This window comes from Micromonospora sp. WMMD964, assembly GCF_029581455.1.
Lineage (GTDB): Bacteria > Actinomycetota > Actinomycetes > Mycobacteriales > Micromonosporaceae > Micromonospora.
This window is the reverse complement of the sequence record NZ_CP120860.1, coordinates 744,875-760,405: the sequence shown is the minus strand read 5'-3', so window position 1 is coordinate 760,405 and position 15,531 is coordinate 744,875. Positions and strand designations below refer to the sequence as shown.

Genomic DNA, 15,531 nt, shown 5'->3' with positions numbered 1-15,531 from the left:
AGTGCTCCACAGGGCGCAGCGTTCTTGACCCTGTGTTCGTTACTCACCACAGAGCGTGGCGAGGTTTGGGCGGTTTTCCCCCGCTTCGGCCCTCCCTCCAAGCTTCGCCATCTCGATGCTGGCCGATTCCAAAGCGTACGGCCCGCCCCGGATTGCGACAAGCTGCGAAGGGACTGCCCGACGCTGCCCGAATGACCTATCGTACACCTGTTCTAACCAGCACGTCAGGGGTGGTGGTGCGAGGCTGACCCGGGGCGGTGGGCACCGCCGTGGCGACCGGTACCGTCTAGTCGTGACCGATCTGGTGCGGGCTCCGGGCCCGGTGGTGATGGGCGTCCTCAACGTCACGCCGGACTCCTTCTCCGACGGCGGACGGTACGCCGACCTCGACGCCGCCGTCGGACACGGCGTCCGTCTGCGCGACGCCGGCGCGCACCTGGTGGACATCGGCGGCGAGTCGACTCGCCCGGGCGCCGAGCGGATCGACGCCACGACCGAGGTCGAGCGGGTGTTGCCGGTCATCCGCGAGCTGACCGCCGCCGGCGTGCTGGTCAGCATCGACACCAGCCGGGCGCGGGTGGCGGAGGCCGCCCTGGCGGCCGGTGCGGCGGTGGTCAACGACGTGTCCGGCGGGCTCGCCGACCCGGACATGGCCCGTGTGGTCCGCGACGCGGACTGCCCCTGGGTGTTGATGCACTGGCGGGGTCACTCCCGTGAGATGCGTGAACTGGCCACCTACACCGACGTGGTGGCCGACGTGCGGGCCGAGTTGACCCAACGCGTCGACGCGGCGCTGGCCGCCGGGGTGGCCGCCGAACGCCTCATCGTCGACCCCGGCCTCGGCTTCGCCAAGACGGCGGCGCACAACTGGGAGCTCAGCACCCGACTGCCGGAGCTGCTGGACCTCGGTTACCCGCTGCTCTTCGGCGCCAGCCGCAAGTCGTACCTCGGCCGACTGCTCGCCGCCCCGGACGGAACACCACGGCCGACCGCCCAGCGGGAGGCGGCGACAGTGGCCACCAGCGTGCTGGCGGTCGCCGCCGGTGCCTGGGGCGTCCGCGTGCACGACGTGCGGGCCACCACCGACGCGCTCGCCGTCTGGGCCGCGACCGGCAGCCCGCGCCTGACCAGCGCGCGCCACGGCCACGCAAACGAGGGCCGCGCGCACCAGGACCACGCGCAGGACGGCCGCGCGCACGAGGGCCAGGCGCAAGAGGACCGGGTACACCAGGGCCACGCGCAGGATGGCCGCGCGCACGAGGGCCACGCGCAGGATGGCCACGCGCACCAGGACCGAGCGCAGGGAGCGCGGCGATGAGGACGGACCGGATCGAGCTGACCGGCCTGCGGGCCCGTGGCCGGCACGGGGTGTACGACTTCGAGCGGGCGCAGGGGCAGGACTTCGTCGTCGACGCCGTCCTGGAGATGGACCTGGCGCCGGCCGCCGCCAGCGACGATGTCACCGACACCGTCCACTACGGCGAGTTGGCCGAACGCCTGGTCGCGGTGGTGACCGGTGAGCCGGTCAACCTGATCGAGACTCTCGCGGACCGGCTCCTCGCCGTCTGCCTGGCCGACGAGCGGGTCGCCGCCGCCACGGTCACCGTGCACAAGCCGGAGGCCCCGGTGCCGCACACCTTCACCGACGTGGCCGTCACCATGACCCGGACGCGGGCCCGATGACCCGGGCCGTGTTGTCGCTCGGCAGCAACCTGGGCGACCGTCTGGAGCACCTGCGCACCGCTGTCGCCACGCTCGGAGACGCCGTACTCGTCGTGTCCGGGGTGTACGAGACTCCACCGTGGGGCGACGCCGACCAGCCCGCGTACCTCAACGCGGTCGTGCTGGTCCAGGACGGGACCGCGACCCCGCGCGACTGGCTGGAGCGGGCCCGCGACGCGGAGCGCGCGGCCAGGCGGGTTCGTGACCCGCAGCGGCGGTTCGGGCCGCGCACCCTCGACGTGGACGTGATCGCGGTGTGGGGCGACGACGACGAGCCGGTGCTCAGCGACGACCCGGAGCTGACCCTGCCGCATCCGCGGGCGCACCTGCGCGCGTTCGTTCTGCGACCGTGGATCGACATCCAGCCGTACGGTCGGCTGCCCGGTCACGGCTGGCTGACCGACCTGCTGACCACCGGTCCGGTGGCGGACGAGGCGCTGGAACTGCGTCCCCGGCCGGAGTTGGCGTTAGAGTCGACGGCATGACCGAGCGGAGCCGGCCGGCATGACGCAGGCGAAGTCCCCACCACCGGGCGGGTCCGGCCCGGATCGGTCCCGGATGGGCCCCACCCGGATCTCGACTCTCGTCGTGGCCGCCCTGGCCGCCGCGGCGGTGGCCTGGCTGCTGATCAGCACGCTCTACTACAGCGGCATTCCGCGACTGCCCTGGCTGCCGGTGGTGACGCTGGCCGGGCTGGCCGTGCTCGAGGCGTACGCGGCGATCAACACCCGGGGCCGCATCGAGCGCAAGCCCGGCCGGGACCCGGTCAACCCGCTGCTGGTCGCCCGTTTCGTGGTGCTGGCCAAAGCGTCGGCTCTGGCTGCGGCGATCTTCGCCGGCTTCTACGCGGGGCTCACCGGTTGGCTCTTCGTGGAGACCACCCGCGCCGCCCTGGACGATCGTCCGGCGGCGGGTGGGGGGCTGCTCGCCTCGCTGGCTCTGGTCGGTGCCGCGTTGTGGCTGGAGCGCTCCTGCCGGGTGCCGGAGCGTCCGGACGACGACCGCGAGCAGGACCCACGGGACAGCCGCCCCGGCCAGCGCTGAGCAGGGGGTTACGCCCGGCTGCGGGCGCGGGTACGGTGCCTGCGATCGGGTGCAAGGGCCACCCACGGTTCGTCCGCGCGCCGGACCGGAGGCGGCCGGCCACTGGGGAGGCGGCGTCATGGGGTACGAAGAAGTGGGCCGGGAACGGTCGGCGGAAGCCTCGTCCGGGGTGCCCGCCGCCGTTCTGGAGAACGTCTTCGACGACCCCACCCACGGTGAACCCGGCCGGGACCGGATCGGCGTACATCTGGGGTGGGAGTTCCTGCTGCTGGCCGGGCTGGCCGCGCTGGGCTGGCTGCTCTGGCAGGACGACCCGTCCGCCCTGCGCGGCGGCAACCTGCGGACGTTGCTGGTGGCCGCGGTCGGGTTGGGTTTGCTCGCGCTGGCCGCCGGGCTGAGCCTGCGCACGGCGGCGCCGAACCTGGCCGTGGGGCCGATCGCGGTCGCCGCCGCCCTGCACTACGCCGAGCAGGGCGATCGGGGTCTGCCGGCGTCGGTCGGGCCGGCCGTGGCGGTCGCCGCGCTGGGCGGGCTCGCGTTGGCGCTGGTCGTGGTGGTGCTGCACGTGCCGGGCTGGGCGGCCAGCCTGGCCGGCGCGGCGGGCGTGGTGGTGTACATCGAACGGCGTTCCGCGCCGGTGCTGGTGCAGGGCGACTACGACCCGGGGCGCAGCGCCGGTTACCTGTTCGCCGGCTTCGCCGCGGTGGCCGTCCTCGGTGGGTTGTTCGGTGCCGTCCGGGCCATCCGGCGGCTGGTCGGCAGGTACCGGCCGGTCGCCGACCCGGCCCGACGTCGGGGTGTGCTGGCCGCGGTGGTCACCGCCGTCGCGTTGGTCGGTTCCAGCGTGCTGGCGGCCCTGGCCGGTGTCCTGCTCGCCGCCAACGGCCCCGAACTCGTCGCGCCCACCTCGGGCCTCGACTGGACGGTGCTGGCGGTGGGGGTGACCCTGCTCGCGGGCACCAGCGCGTACGGCCGTCGGGGCGGTGTGTTCGGCACGCTGCTGGCGGTGGGTGTGGTGACCCTCTTCCAGACGTACGCGCCGGAGCGCGGTTGGACCCTGAGCAACTGGGCGGTCGGTGGGGCCGTGCTCGGCATCGGACTGCTGGTGACCCGGCTGGTCGAGACGTTCGGGCGGCCCCGGCCGGGCAGCGTCGACAAGCCCGAGCCGGTCGGCGACGGCACGATCAGCACGGGGTGGACCATGCCGCAGCCCCAGCCGGTCGACAACTGGCCTCCGACGTTGCCGACTCCCGCCGCGCCCCAACCGGTCGACCCGTGGCGGGATCCGCGGTGGGAGGACGGCCCGCGCCGCTGGGACACCGACGAGCGGTGACCGGTGTCGCGTCGCGTCCGCCGAGCCGGGGCTGATCTCGACGGTTAGGCTCGGCGACATGACCGACACACCTGCCGCCACCCCCGGCGGAACCTCCTTCGAGGAGCTTGACGCGTTGCCCACCGAGGAGCTGCGGGAGCGGGCGTTCGCCCTGGCCCGGGAGCGTCGCGACGTCGGGTTCTACTGGTCGGTGATCCGACACCTGCCGAACGCGGACGAGGCCACGGTCCTGGACGGCGCACCGAACTCGATCGGCCCGACGATCGACGAGGCCAACGCGTTGTGGCGGGAGTTGACGGGTCACGGCTACGAGGAGTCCGCGCCGTTGCTGCGGGCGGCCTTCATCGACTACCTGATGAAGCACTGAGCCGCTCGGGGCAGTCCAGGTCCGCCCGAGCGACCGGTTCGGGGCCTGGGCGTATCGCGTCGCTCCTGCACCGTTCCGGCCCGGTCGGCCGTTACGGCACGGCGGCCGGGACCGGCGCGCTCGCCGTGTTGCTGCTGGTCGGCATCGCCGGCAGCCCGGCGTTCACCGGCTGGGCCGCCACGCAGACCGACCCGGAGTCCGCCGCCGCGTACTACGTGCGCCTGCTCGCCTGGCCGGCCTGGCGACTCGACGCGGACGGGCAGGCCGGCGGGTTGTTCGCCGCCGACCTGCGAGCCGTGCTGCTGGTCGTCCTCGCGGTGGGCTTGCTCTACCTGCTGCCCGCCGCCCAGGTGGCCCGGGTGCCCGGATCGGTCAGCCAGTTCTTCTCCGGCTGGGCCGCGTACGTGTTGGCCGGCGGGCTCGCCGCCGTGCTCGCGGCGCTGCTCGGCCCTACCCCGTCGCTGTTGAGCGCTCTCCAGGACGCGAGCACCGGTGCCGGTTACGGCTTCCTCACCGGGTGGATCATCGGCACCGCCAGCCTCGGCGGACGCGCCTGACCCGGGGCCGGCCGGAAACCGGATCGGCCCCGGGCGGGATCGGTCGACCCCGGGTCAGTTCGTCGGACGGCCGAGGTCGAGCAGTCGCTGTCGGGTGAGCGTCCCCACCGGTCGGCCGGCGTCGGTCACCACGAGCTGGTCCTGACCCGAGGTGAGCAGCACCGCCAACGCGTCGTACGCGGAGCCGTCCAGTGCGACGGTGGGCAGGTCCGCGGCGGCGTCGCCGGGCACCGGCTCCAGTGCCTCCCGGTCGAGTGGGGTGACCGCCAATCGGCGGATGCCCCGGTCGGCGCCGACGAACTCGCGGACGAACGGGGTGGCGGGAGTGCCGAGCAACGCGGCCGGCGTGTCGTACTGCTCCAGGTGCCCGCCCGAGGAGAGCACCGCGATGCGGTCGCCGAGCCGTACGGCCTCGTCGAGGTCGTGGGTGACCAGCACGATCGTCTTGCGGACCTCGGCCTGGAGGCGGAGGAACTCCTCCTGGAGGCGGGCCCGCACGATCGGGTCGACGGCCGAGAACGGCTCGTCCATCAGCAGCACCACCGGGTCGGCGGCGAGCGCCCGCGCCACCCCGACCCGCTGCCGCTGGCCGCCGGACAGCTCGTTCGGGTAGCGACCGCCGAACTGGGCCGGGTCCAACCCGACCAGGTCGAGCAGTTCGTCGACCCGCGCCCTGGTCCGGCCCTTGGGCCAGCGGAGCAGATTCGGCACGGTGGCCACGTTGGCCCGGACCGTCTGGTGTGGAAAGAGGCCGACGTTCTGGATCACGTAGCCGATCCGGCGGCGGAGCCGCACCGGGTCGACGTCGGTGACGTCCTCGTCGCCGAGCATGATCCGGCCGGCGGTCGGCTCGATCAGACGGTTGATCATGCGCAGCACCGTCGACTTGCCGCAGCCGGACGGCCCGATCAGCACCACCAGCTCCCCGGCCCGGACGTCCAGGCTGAGATCCCGGACGGCCTCGGTGCCGTTCGGATAGCGCTTCTGGATGCCCTGCAGGGAGATCGACGCCGCACGAGGGGATTCGGTCACGTCGGCAGCCTCCGGGGTAACGTCCACGTATGTCCTTCCGCCTGAGCTACCGGGCCGACCCGGGTAACCCCTGGTTCTCCTGGCAGTACGTGCGGGACAACTCTGACACGATCCTCGCCGCGGTGCGCGAACACGCCTCCCTCACCGGGCGCGCGGTGTTGATCGCGGTGCTGATCGCCCTGCCGCTGTCCGTCCTGGCGTACTGGTTCCGTCCGCTCGCCGGTCCGATCCTCGCGGTCAGCGGGGTGGTGTACACCATCCCGTCGTTGGCGCTCTTCGCGTTCATCGCCCCCTACCTGGGCACCGGCGCGACCACGGTGCTGGTCGGGCTCGTCCTGTACGCGCTGCTGCTGATCGTGCGTAACGTGGTGGCCGGGCTCAACCAGGTGCCTCCGGAGGTCGGCGAGGCCGCCGAGGGCATGGGTTACGGCCGGTGGGGGCGGTTGTTCCGGATCGACCTGCCGCTGGCCATCCCGGGCATCGTGACCGGCGTACGGCTGGCGACCGTCTCGACGGTGGCGTTGGTCACGGTCGGGGTGCTGGTCGGGCACGGCGGCCTCGGTCAGTTGATCTTCGCGGGCTTCCAGAACAACCTCTACAAGGCCGAGATCATGACCGCCGCGCTGCTCTGCGTGGCGCTCGCGGTCGTGCTGGACCTGCTCCTCGTCCTGGTCGCCCGGCTGGTGACCCCCTGGTCCAACCGGAGGGCACGGTGACCGTCGCGGCGAACCCGATCAGCCAGGCCATCGTCTGGATCAACGACCCGCTGAACTGGACCAACCCCGGCGGGATGCTGGACCGGCTCGGCGAGCACCTGACGATCTCCGCGCTGGCGGTGGCGCTCGGCTGCCTGGTGGCCTGGCCGCTCGGGCTCTGGCTGGGGCACGTCGGTCGGGGCGGTGGCCTGGTGGTGCTGGTGTCCAACGCCACCCTGGCGATCCCCACCCTGGCGCTGCTGACCATCCTGCCGGTGGTGTTCGCCAGCGGCTTCGGAAAGACGCCGGTCGTGGTGGCGCTGGCCGTCTTCGCCGTACCGCCGCTGCTCGCCAACGCGTACACCGGGGTGCGGCAGGTGGACCCGGAGGCCCGTGACGCGGCCCGGGGGATGGGCCTGTCCGGCGGGCAACTGCTGCGGCGCGTCGAGCTGCCGCTCGCGGTGCCCTACCTGGCGGCCGGGTTCCGGACGGCCGCGGTCCAGGTGATCGCGACCGCGGCGCTGGCGTCGTTCGTGAACGGTGGTGGCCTCGGCCAGATCATCCGGACCGGCTTCGGCATCGGTATCGCGGCCGGCGGCGGGCAGATCGTCGCCGGCGGTGTGCTGGTGGCCGGGCTGGCGCTGCTGGCCGAGGTCGTCCTCGGTGGCGTCGAACGGCTGGTCACCCCCCGTCCACTGCGGCGCGGCCGGCGGGGCGTGGCCCGGCCCCGGCCCGCCGACGCCACCGGGAGCGCCTGACCCGCTGACTCGTACGGGTGAGCTCCGCGTCGAGCCGGCGGCCGGCGGTGGGCCGATCGGTGACGATGCGGTGACGAAGTCCACCTCAAGTTGTCGGTCGCTTCCGGACCATGTTGGGTGGATATTCGCGGGCGGCCGACAGTCAGGACGCCCGTCGGACACGCGGCCGGCCCGGAACGGGTCGCGCCGGGACACGGAAGGCGGGCACATGCGCGCACGCACACGTCTGGCCATCGGCGCGGTCAGCGCCATCGCCGGGGCGGCACTCCTCACCGGCTGCGGTGACGCCGGCTCGTCCGGCACCGACGCACCCCAGACCAGCGCCTCCGGCGCCGGTTGCGCCCCGGTCGCCGGTCAGCAGCTCATCGCTCTGCAGGACGACAAGAAGCTCCAGAACTCCGACAACGTCATCCCGGCGGTCAACAGCAAGGCCGCCAACCCGCAGCTGATCGCGGCACTCGACAAGGTCTCCGCGGCGCTGGACACCCCGAAGCTGATCCAGCTCAACAAGGCCGTCAACGACGACCGGAAGACCCCCAAGGTGGCGGCCGAGGAGTTCGCCGCCGCCAACAACCTCACCGCGGGCATCGCCAAGGGCCCGGGTGGTCAGATCACCGTGGGCGCCGGCAACTTCGCCGAGAGCCAGACGCTGGGCGAGCTGTACCGGATCGCGCTCACCGCCGCCGGCTACCAGGTCAAGGTGCAGCAGATCGGCAACCGGGAGCTGTACGAGCCGGCGCTGGAGAAGGGCGAGATCCAGGTCGTCCCGGAGTACGCGGCGACCATGGCCGAGTTCCTCAACACCAAGGCGAAGGGTGGCACTCCTCCGCCGATCTCCTCGCCGGACATCAACACGACGGTGACCGCGCTCAAGGCCGAGGGCGACAAGGTGGGCATCACCTTCGGTGCCCCGGCTGCCGCGCAGGACCAGAACGCCTTCGCGGTGACCCAGGCATTCGCCGACAAGTACGGCGTGCGGACCCTGTCCGAGCTGGCCGCGAAGTGCTCCGGCAGCGCTACCGTGCTGGGCGGCCCGCCGGAGTGCGAGCAGCGCCCGTTCTGCAAGCCGGGCCTGGAGAAGACGTACGGGCTGTCGGTGGGCAAGTTCTCCTCGCTGGACCAGGGCGGGCCGCTGACCAAGAGCGGGCTGCGTGACGGCTCGATCAGCGTCGGCCTGATCTTCTCGTCGGACGGCGCTTTCGCCACCAGTTGAGCCCTCTCCCGAGATGCTGAGGACGCCCCCGCCCGGATCGGCCGGGGGCGTCCGCGCGTCCGGGACCCCGTTCCCTCCGGCGAATCTCGTCGGTAGGCTGCACAGCCATGCCAGCCCCGGTCACCTCTGACGCCCGGCGTCAACCACCGCTGCTGACGTTGCTCTTCTGGGCGGGCGTCGCCCTCGCGCCGGTGGCGGCACTGATCCTGCTGGTCGCCGACGGCAACGGCCCGCTGCGCTTCGCCGCGGTGCTCGCCATCGTCGCGGTGGTGCTGATCGGCCTCTCCATCGCGCTGCGCCCCGACTCGGACGGCGCCTCGGCGCGGGCCGACGAGCTGATGGACGAGATCGAGGAACTCCGCCGGGAGTTGCGTACCGAGATCGTGGCCGCCGCGCAGCGCGGCAACCAGGCGCTCGACCAGGCGCAACGGGCGCAGGAGGGAATCGCCGCGGTCCGCCGCCGTCTCGACGCCAGCGGGGCCGCCCTCGCCGGTGCCGTCCCCGCCGGCGAGGCGATGGGTGCCGGGCGGGCTCGGGTGCCGGTCGGTGAGCCGCCGATGGACGAGGTGCCGGTGGCCCGTAGCCGGGTTCAGGCGCCGGGTGACGCGTCGGCGGGCCGCGCCCGGGTCTCCGGCCCGGACGACGTACCCCGACGGGGTCGCTCCGAACGATCGGTCGACGACGAGTCGGTGTACCCCCGGGAGGCCGCCGAACCGCCGGCCGCCGGGGTGTACGGCGGGGAACGGTCGGCGGGCACCGCCTACGGCTCGGCCCGGCCTCGGGAGCACGACCGTCCGGAACCGGGACCCCGGCCGCCCGGTGTCGTCCGGCACACCGAGACTGTGCACGTCACCACCCGGCACACGGTGGTGGACGGCGGGCACCCGGAACCCGCCGGGCGCTACGGCGGTGGGTACGCCGGCCAGTGGAACCCGCCGGCGCAGGAGTGGAGCCGGGGTCCCGAGCGGCACGCGCCGGACTTCGAGGAGGGTGAGCCGGGCTGGACGGGCCGCCCGGACGAGCCGGAGTGGACCGATCCGCGCGACGCGTACGCCCGAGCGGACGAGCCGGGCCCGGCCCGGTCGCACCGCACGCCGGAAAGGCCCGCGACGCGCTCCTGGGACAGCCCGGATGATCGCGGTTGGTCGGAGCAGCGTGACCGGGCGGCCGCCGCCGCCCCGGAGCCCGGGCCACCGTTGCGGGCCGACGACACCGGGGAGTACTGGTCGCAGTTGCGGGCCGGTGACCGGTGGGCCGCCGTCCGCGACGACGAGAACGGTCGTGAGCTGCGGGTCGGCGAACGCAGGGCCGAGGTGCACGCCGATGCCACCGGCACCGAGTACCGGATGGCCGACCGCTGGGCCACCGTCCGCCACGAGGAGCCCCGCCGTTACGACGAGCCCCGCGGTTACGACGAGCCGCGCGGTTACGACGAGCCGCGCGGTTACGACGAGCCCCGCCGTCACGGGGAGCCCGAGGCGTACCACCGGGACGAGCCGGCGCGCCGGCACGACCGCGACGGTGGCCGGCGGGGCGAGCCGGAGGACCGGCGGTCGCTGCCGGTGGGCGGTGTCCCGGTGCCGGACGAGTGGCGTCCACCGCGCCAGCGCGGCCACCAGGCGGAACCCGCCCCGGAGCGGCCCGGCCGCCGCCGGGTGGACGAGCGTTACGGCTACCCGCCGCAGGACGACGTACCGCGTGCCGGCGGCGCCCAGCCCGGTGACCGCTGGCGCTGACCGGTCAGGCGGTTCGGGTCACTTGTCGATGTCGCCGACGACGAAGAACATCGACCCGAGAATCGCGATCAGATCCGGGACCAGGCAGCCGGGGAGCAGTGTGGCCAACGCCTGCACGTTCGCGTACGAGGCGGTGCGCAACTTCAGCCGCCACGGCGTCTTCTCACCCCGCGACACCAGGTAGTAGCCGTTGATGCCGAGCGGGTTCTCCGTCCAGGCGTAGGTGTGCCCCTCCGGCGCCTTGAGCACCTTCGGCAGTCGGGTGTTGATCGGCCCGGTCAGCCGGTCCACCCGGTCCAGGCACTGCTCGGCGAGGTCCAGCGACGCGTACACCTGGTCGAGCAGCACCTCGAAGCGGGCGTGGCAGTCCCCGGCCGTGCGGGTGACCACCGGCACGTCCAGCTCGTCGTAGGCCAGGTAGGGGTCGTCGCGGCGCAGGTCCAGGTCGAGCCCGGAGGCGCGGGCCACCGGCCCGGACGCCCCGAACGCGGCGGCGTCCGCGGCGGTGAGCACGCCCACGCCCACGGTCCGGGCCAGGAAGATCTCGTTACGCCGGATCAGGTGGTCCAGGTCGGGCAGCCGCCGACGGACCTCGCCGATCGCCGCGCGGGCCCGGCCGGTCCACCCGTAGGGCACCTCCTCCTTGAGGCCGCCCACCCGGTTGAACATGTAGTGGATCCGGCCGCCGGAGACCTCCTCCATGACCGCCTGGATGGTCTCCCGTTCCCGGAAGGCGTAGAAGATCGGCGTGATCGCCCCGATCTCCAACGGGTACGAACCGAGGAACATCAGGTGGTTGAGCACCCGGTTCAGCTCCGCGAGGGCCATCCGCAGCCAGGTGGCCCGCTCCGGCACCTCCATGCCCATCAGGCGTTCCACAGCGAGCACCACACCCAGCTCGTTGGAGAACGCCGACAGCCAGTCGTGCCGGTTGGCCAACACGATGATCTGCCGGTAGTCGCGCACCTCGAACAGCTTCTCCGCGCCCCGGTGCATGTAGCCGACGATCGGTTCGCAGGCGACCACCCGCTCGCCGTCGAGCACCAGCTTCAGCCGCAGCACACCGTGCGTCGAGGGGTGCTGCGGGCCGATGTTGAGCACCATGTCGGTGCCGAGCTGCTGATCATCGGTGCCGGCGACCAGGCCGGCCCCGGTGCCGACGGTCAGTTCACGGAGGTCCCCGGCGTCGGTGGTCATGCCCGTCATCGTGCCACGGCCGGGCCGAGCGGGATGCCGACCGGTTGGCGCAGCCACAGGTGCCCGCCGAGCCCGGCCGGGTCGGTCAGCTCGGCCACCGCCGACGCGGCGGCCAACGCCCGCAGGTAACCGGCCGGGTCGGAACCGGCCAGACTCAGCGGCGGTCGGCCGCCGTCGGCCCCGAGCGCCCGCAGCGCCTCCCGCTGCGAGACCAGGGAGTACGCGCACCGGGCGACCTCCGCACCGGCGGAGGCGACCGAGTCCATGGCCACGTGCGCTGTCACATCAGCCGAACCGTCCGGAACCGGCGGCACCTGCCGCCCACCCCGGTACCCGGTCAACGTCCCGTCGACCGGCCTGTTGTCCCGCAGGTGCCCGTAGTCGACCGCGACGGCCATGCCTCGGCTGACTTGTCGTATCGCGTGGGCCCAGGCTTCGTCTCTGGTCCGGCCTATCTCCGCTCTCCGGCAGCGGTGTGGTGTTTCGCGTGTCACGTCGGGCGAGGTCAGACCGTTGGCCGCCGCGGGTGCGTTCGTCGGGATGGGCTCCCATCTGTTGAGCCAGTCGAGGTCGTCCGGGCTGACCGGTCCACCGATCGACTCGGTGCCACTGGCGGGGTCGACCAGCACGTACCGCCAGCCGTCTTCGGTGTGGACCGCCACGTCGAGGGGGACGTTGTCCAGCCACTCGGTGGCGATCAACAGTCCGGTGATGCCCCGGGGGATCTCGGACACCCAGTTGATCTCTTCAGGCAGGTTCTCCGGGCGAGGTGCGTACTCGACTGCTGTGAAGCGCACGCGTTCGGCGAGCGACGGACGGACGGCGACCGACGAAGGCCCGTGGGGTGCCGGACGGGCGGGCTCCCCGGAAACCCCCACCGCAAGCCCGGCGAGTGTGCGCAGCAGCTCACCGCGGCCCGCGCCCACGTCGACCACGTCCAGCCGTGGCGGGTGACCGAGGGTCGCGTCGACCTGCGTGAGCACGCGCAGCAGCGCGGTGGCGAAGGCCGGGGAGGCGTGCACGCTGGTGCGGAAGTGGTCGGCCGGCCCGCTGCCGCTGACGAAGAAGCCGCCCGGCCCGTAGAGGGCCCGGCTCATCGCGTCCCGCCAGGTGATCGACATCGTGTCAACTCCGAGTCCACGCCGTGCACGGTGATCAGGTGATGAAAAGTAGGTGAGAAACGAGGGTGACGCCTACTTTTCATCAGTTGATCGAGCAGGGGGTCTCTGGGGCTTCGGCCAGTGGTGAAGGTTTTCACACATGCTTGTCCTGGTTCGGCGGGCCGGGCGCATACTTGCCATCGACCGGTACCCCTTCTCGAGGACTGGATCATCGTCATGAGCGCACCGTTGCGCCCGCGTCCGGCCGCCCCGCACGGGCCCGCCGCATCGCGGGATCGCGCCGTTCCCGGCGCGTCAGTCGCCCCCCGCCTGCTCACCGTCGGTGTCATCGGCGCCGGTCGGGTCGGAGCCGTGCTGGGTGCCGCACTCGCCGCCGCCGGGCACCGGGTGGTCGCCGTCGCCGGCGGCTCCGGAGCGAGCCGTGCCCGACTGGCTCTGCTGCTGCCCGAGGTGCCGCGACGCCCGGTCGCCGCCGTGGCACACGCCGCCGTCGACCTGCTGCTGATCGCGGTGCCGGACGACGCCTTGGCCGCCGTGGTGGCCGACCTCGCCGATCGGGGTGCGCTGCGCCCCGGCCAGGTGGTCGCGCACACCTCCGGTGCGCACGGCCTGGCCGTCCTGGCACCGGCCAGCGAGGTGGGTGCCCGTCCGCTCGCCCTGCACCCCGCGATGACCTTCACCGGTACACCTGACGACCTGGCCCGGCTGGCCGGTATCTCGTACGGGGTGACCGCCCCGGCCCCGCTGCGTCCCCTGGCCGCCCGGCTGGTCGCCGATTTGGGCGGGGTGCCCGAGTGGGTGGCCGAGTCGGACCGTCCGCTGTACCACGCCGCTCTGGCGCACGGCGCGAACCACCTGGTGACCCTCGTGAACGAGGCGACCGACCGGCTGCGTGACGCCGGGGTGGACCGGCCGGAGAAGGTGCTCGCCCCGCTGCTGCGGGCCGCCCTGGAGAACGCCCTGCGGCTCGGCGACGACGCCCTGACCGGGCCGGTCTCCCGGGGCGACGCGGGCACCGTCGAGCGGCACCTGGCGCGGCTGGCGGCCACCGCCCCGGAGTCCGTCCCCGCGTACCTGGCGTTGGCCCGGCGTACCGCCGACCGGGCGATCGCCGCCGGACGGCTGCGTCCGGTGGACGCGCAGTCGCTGCTCGGCGTGCTGGCCGACAGCAGTCGGGAGGTGTCGCTGTGAGCGCGAGGAGTGAGCCGGTGTTGCGAGCCCCGCAGTCGCGAACCGAGGTGTCGCTGTGAGCGCGAGGAGTGAGCCGGTGTTGCGAGCCCCGCAGTCGCGAACCGAGGTGTCGCTGTGAGCGCGAGGAGTGAGCCGGTGTTGCGAGCCCCGCAGTCGCGAACCGAGGTGTCGCCATGACGGAGGTCGTGCACACGCGTGCCGAGTTGGCCGAGGCCCGGGCCGCCCTGAAGGGCACGGTCGGGGTCGTGATGACCATGGGCGCGCTGCACTCCGGGCACGAGACGTTGCTGCGCGCGGCCCGGGAACAAGCCGACCACGTGCTGGTGACGATCTTCGTGAACCCGTTGCAGTTCGGGCCGAACGAGGACTTCGACAGGTACCCGCGCACTCTCGACGCGGACCTGGAGGTGTGCCGGCGGGCCGGTGCCGACCTGGTCTTCGCGCCGTCGGTGGCCGACATGTATCCGGACGGCCAGCCCCGCGTCAGCCTCGATCCGGGTCCACTGGGCGCGGAGTTGGAGGGCGCGAGTCGTCCCGGCTTCTTCCACGGCGTCCTCACCGTGGTGTTGAAGCTGCTCCAGCTCACCCAGCCTGACCTGGCGTTCTTCGGCGAGAAGGACTACCAGCAGTTGACCCTGGTCCGGCGGATGACCCGGGACCTGGACGTGCCGGTCGAGGTGGTCGGTGTGCCGACCGTCCGGGAGCCGGACGGGTTGGCGCTCTCCAGCCGTAACCGCTACCTGAGTGAGCCGGAGCGGGCCGCCGCGCTGAGCCTGTCCGCCGCGCTGCGGGCCGGTGCGCGGGCGGCCGACGAGGGCCGTGACGCGGGGGCGGTGTTGACCGCCGCGCACGCCGCGTTCGGTGCCGGTACGCCCGGCGCCCGCCTGGACTACCTGGTGCTGACCGACCCCGAGTTGGAGCCGGGGCCGGTGTCCGGGCCGGCCCGGCTGGTGATCGCCGCCTGGGTGGGCGCCACCCGGTTGATCGACAACGCGGCCATCCACCTCGCCCCGCGTCCCTGACCGGCCGCACCGACCTCCACCAACCTTGTGAAAGGCCACCCCGATGTTGCGGACCATGCTCAAGTCGAAGATCCACCGGGCCACGGTGACCCAGGCCGACCTGCACTATGTCGGCTCTGTGACAGTTGACGAGGATCTGCTCGACGCTGCCGACCTGCTCCCCGGCGAGCAGGTGGCGATCGTGGACATCACCAACGGCGCCCGACTGGAGACGTACGTGATCCCGGGCGAGCGAGGCAGCGGCGTGATCGGCATCAACGGTGCCGCCGCGCACCTGGTGCACCCCGGTGACCTGGTCATCCTCATCTCGTACGGGCAGATGGACGACGCCGAGGCTCGGGCGTACCGGCCTCGGGTGGTGCACGTGGACGCCGACAACCGGGTGATCGAGTTGGGTGCTGACGCGGCTGCGGTGGCACCCGGCATGGTCGGTGACCCGGTGCCGAGCCCGCTGGCCGTGTCCGCTGTCTGAACCTCTGCGAGGCGATTCCGGTCTGTCACCGGAAGGTCATTTGCGGTTACCCTGGGGTACTGGCGTAAGCC

General features: G+C 72.9%; 16 protein-coding genes and 1 pseudogene. 14 read left to right on the top strand and 3 right to left on the bottom strand.

What is annotated here, in order from left to right:
- Positions 1-292: 292 nt before the first annotated feature.
- The 7 genes and pseudogenes from folP to O7616_RS03590 form a co-directional block, all read left to right on the top strand.
- Positions 293-1,132: pseudogene (folP, locus tag O7616_RS03620) on the top strand (dihydropteroate synthase); the annotation flags it as partial.
- Between the two features lie 182 nt (positions 1,133-1,314).
- Positions 1,315-1,683, top strand: coding sequence for a dihydroneopterin aldolase (folB, locus tag O7616_RS03615; protein WP_282264028.1), 369 nt, complete (start codon positions 1,315-1,317; stop codon positions 1,681-1,683).
- A complete protein-coding gene (folK, locus tag O7616_RS03610) occupies positions 1,680-2,207 on the top strand; it encodes a 2-amino-4-hydroxy-6-hydroxymethyldihydropteridine diphosphokinase (RefSeq protein WP_282305607.1) in 528 nt (175 codons plus the stop codon). Before folB ends, folK begins: the two co-directional genes overlap by 4 nt.
- A gap of 19 nt (positions 2,208-2,226) precedes the next feature.
- On the top strand, positions 2,227-2,766 hold the full coding sequence (locus O7616_RS03605; RefSeq protein ID WP_282264031.1) for a DUF3180 domain-containing protein: 540 nt from the start codon (positions 2,227-2,229) through the stop codon (positions 2,764-2,766).
- 118 nt (positions 2,767-2,884) lie between these two features.
- Positions 2,885-4,099 (top strand): ABC transporter permease, encoded by a 1,215-nt coding sequence (locus O7616_RS03600; protein WP_282264032.1) that lies wholly within the window; start codon positions 2,885-2,887, stop codon positions 4,097-4,099.
- A gap of 58 nt (positions 4,100-4,157) precedes the next feature.
- Positions 4,158-4,466 carry a hypothetical protein gene (locus O7616_RS03595; RefSeq protein WP_088987292.1) on the top strand — a complete coding sequence of 103 codons (309 nt, stop codon included), beginning with the start codon at positions 4,158-4,160 and terminating at the stop codon, positions 4,464-4,466.
- 125 nt (positions 4,467-4,591) lie between these two features.
- Positions 4,592-5,023 (top strand): hypothetical protein, encoded by a 432-nt coding sequence (locus O7616_RS03590; RefSeq protein WP_348773851.1) that lies wholly within the window; start codon positions 4,592-4,594, stop codon positions 5,021-5,023.
- A gap of 54 nt (positions 5,024-5,077) precedes the next feature.
- On the opposite strand, the gene O7616_RS03585 is transcribed toward O7616_RS03590, so the two are convergent.
- Complete coding sequence (locus O7616_RS03585; RefSeq protein WP_282305606.1) at positions 5,078-6,082, bottom strand: ABC transporter ATP-binding protein; 1,005 nt, start codon at positions 6,080-6,082, stop codon at positions 5,078-5,080.
- A gap of 2 nt (positions 6,083-6,084) precedes the next feature.
- On the opposite strand from O7616_RS03585, the gene O7616_RS03580 reads away from it, so the two are divergent.
- The 4 genes from O7616_RS03580 to O7616_RS03565 all read left to right on the top strand — a co-directional run bounded on the left by O7616_RS03580 (position 6,085) and on the right by O7616_RS03565 (position 10,457).
- Entirely contained in the window at positions 6,085-6,771 is a 687-nt protein-coding gene (locus O7616_RS03580; protein ID WP_282305605.1) for an ABC transporter permease, read from the top strand.
- Entirely contained in the window at positions 6,768-7,508 is a 741-nt protein-coding gene (locus O7616_RS03575; protein WP_282305604.1) for an ABC transporter permease, read from the top strand. The genes O7616_RS03580 and O7616_RS03575 overlap by 4 nt, the downstream gene beginning before the upstream one ends.
- 208 nt (positions 7,509-7,716) lie before the next feature.
- Positions 7,717-8,721: a glycine betaine ABC transporter substrate-binding protein gene (locus O7616_RS03570; RefSeq protein WP_282305603.1), complete on the top strand. Its 1,005-nt coding sequence runs from the start codon at positions 7,717-7,719 to the stop codon at positions 8,719-8,721.
- Between the two features lie 107 nt (positions 8,722-8,828).
- Positions 8,829-10,457: a hypothetical protein gene (locus O7616_RS03565; RefSeq protein ID WP_282305602.1), complete on the top strand. Its 1,629-nt coding sequence runs from the start codon at positions 8,829-8,831 to the stop codon at positions 10,455-10,457.
- A gap of 18 nt (positions 10,458-10,475) precedes the next feature.
- Here O7616_RS03565 and O7616_RS03560 read toward each other — a convergent pair whose 3' ends face one another.
- Together O7616_RS03560 and O7616_RS03555 are read right to left on the bottom strand one after the other, a co-directional pair.
- On the bottom strand, positions 10,476-11,663 hold the full coding sequence (locus tag O7616_RS03560; RefSeq protein WP_282305601.1) for an NADH-quinone oxidoreductase subunit D: 1,188 nt from the start codon (positions 11,661-11,663) through the stop codon (positions 10,476-10,478).
- A complete protein-coding gene (locus O7616_RS03555) occupies positions 11,660-12,775 on the bottom strand; it encodes an SAM-dependent methyltransferase (RefSeq protein ID WP_282305600.1) in 1,116 nt (371 codons plus the stop codon). Before O7616_RS03555 ends, O7616_RS03560 begins: the two co-directional genes overlap by 4 nt.
- Positions 12,776-12,991: 216 nt before the next feature.
- Between O7616_RS03555 and O7616_RS03550 the strand changes: the two genes are divergently transcribed.
- The 3 genes from O7616_RS03550 to panD all read left to right on the top strand — a co-directional run bounded on the left by O7616_RS03550 (position 12,992) and on the right by panD (position 15,460).
- Positions 12,992-13,966: a Rossmann-like and DUF2520 domain-containing protein gene (locus tag O7616_RS03550; RefSeq protein ID WP_282305599.1), complete on the top strand. Its 975-nt coding sequence runs from the start codon at positions 12,992-12,994 to the stop codon at positions 13,964-13,966.
- A 173-nt stretch (positions 13,967-14,139) separates the two neighbouring features.
- Positions 14,140-14,988, top strand: a complete 849-nt coding sequence (panC, locus tag O7616_RS03545) for a pantoate--beta-alanine ligase (protein ID WP_282305598.1) — start codon at positions 14,140-14,142, stop codon at positions 14,986-14,988.
- 43 nt (positions 14,989-15,031) lie between these two features.
- Positions 15,032-15,460, top strand: coding sequence for an aspartate 1-decarboxylase (panD, locus tag O7616_RS03540; protein ID WP_282305597.1), 429 nt, complete (start codon positions 15,032-15,034; stop codon positions 15,458-15,460).
- Positions 15,461-15,531: the final 71 nt, after the last annotated feature.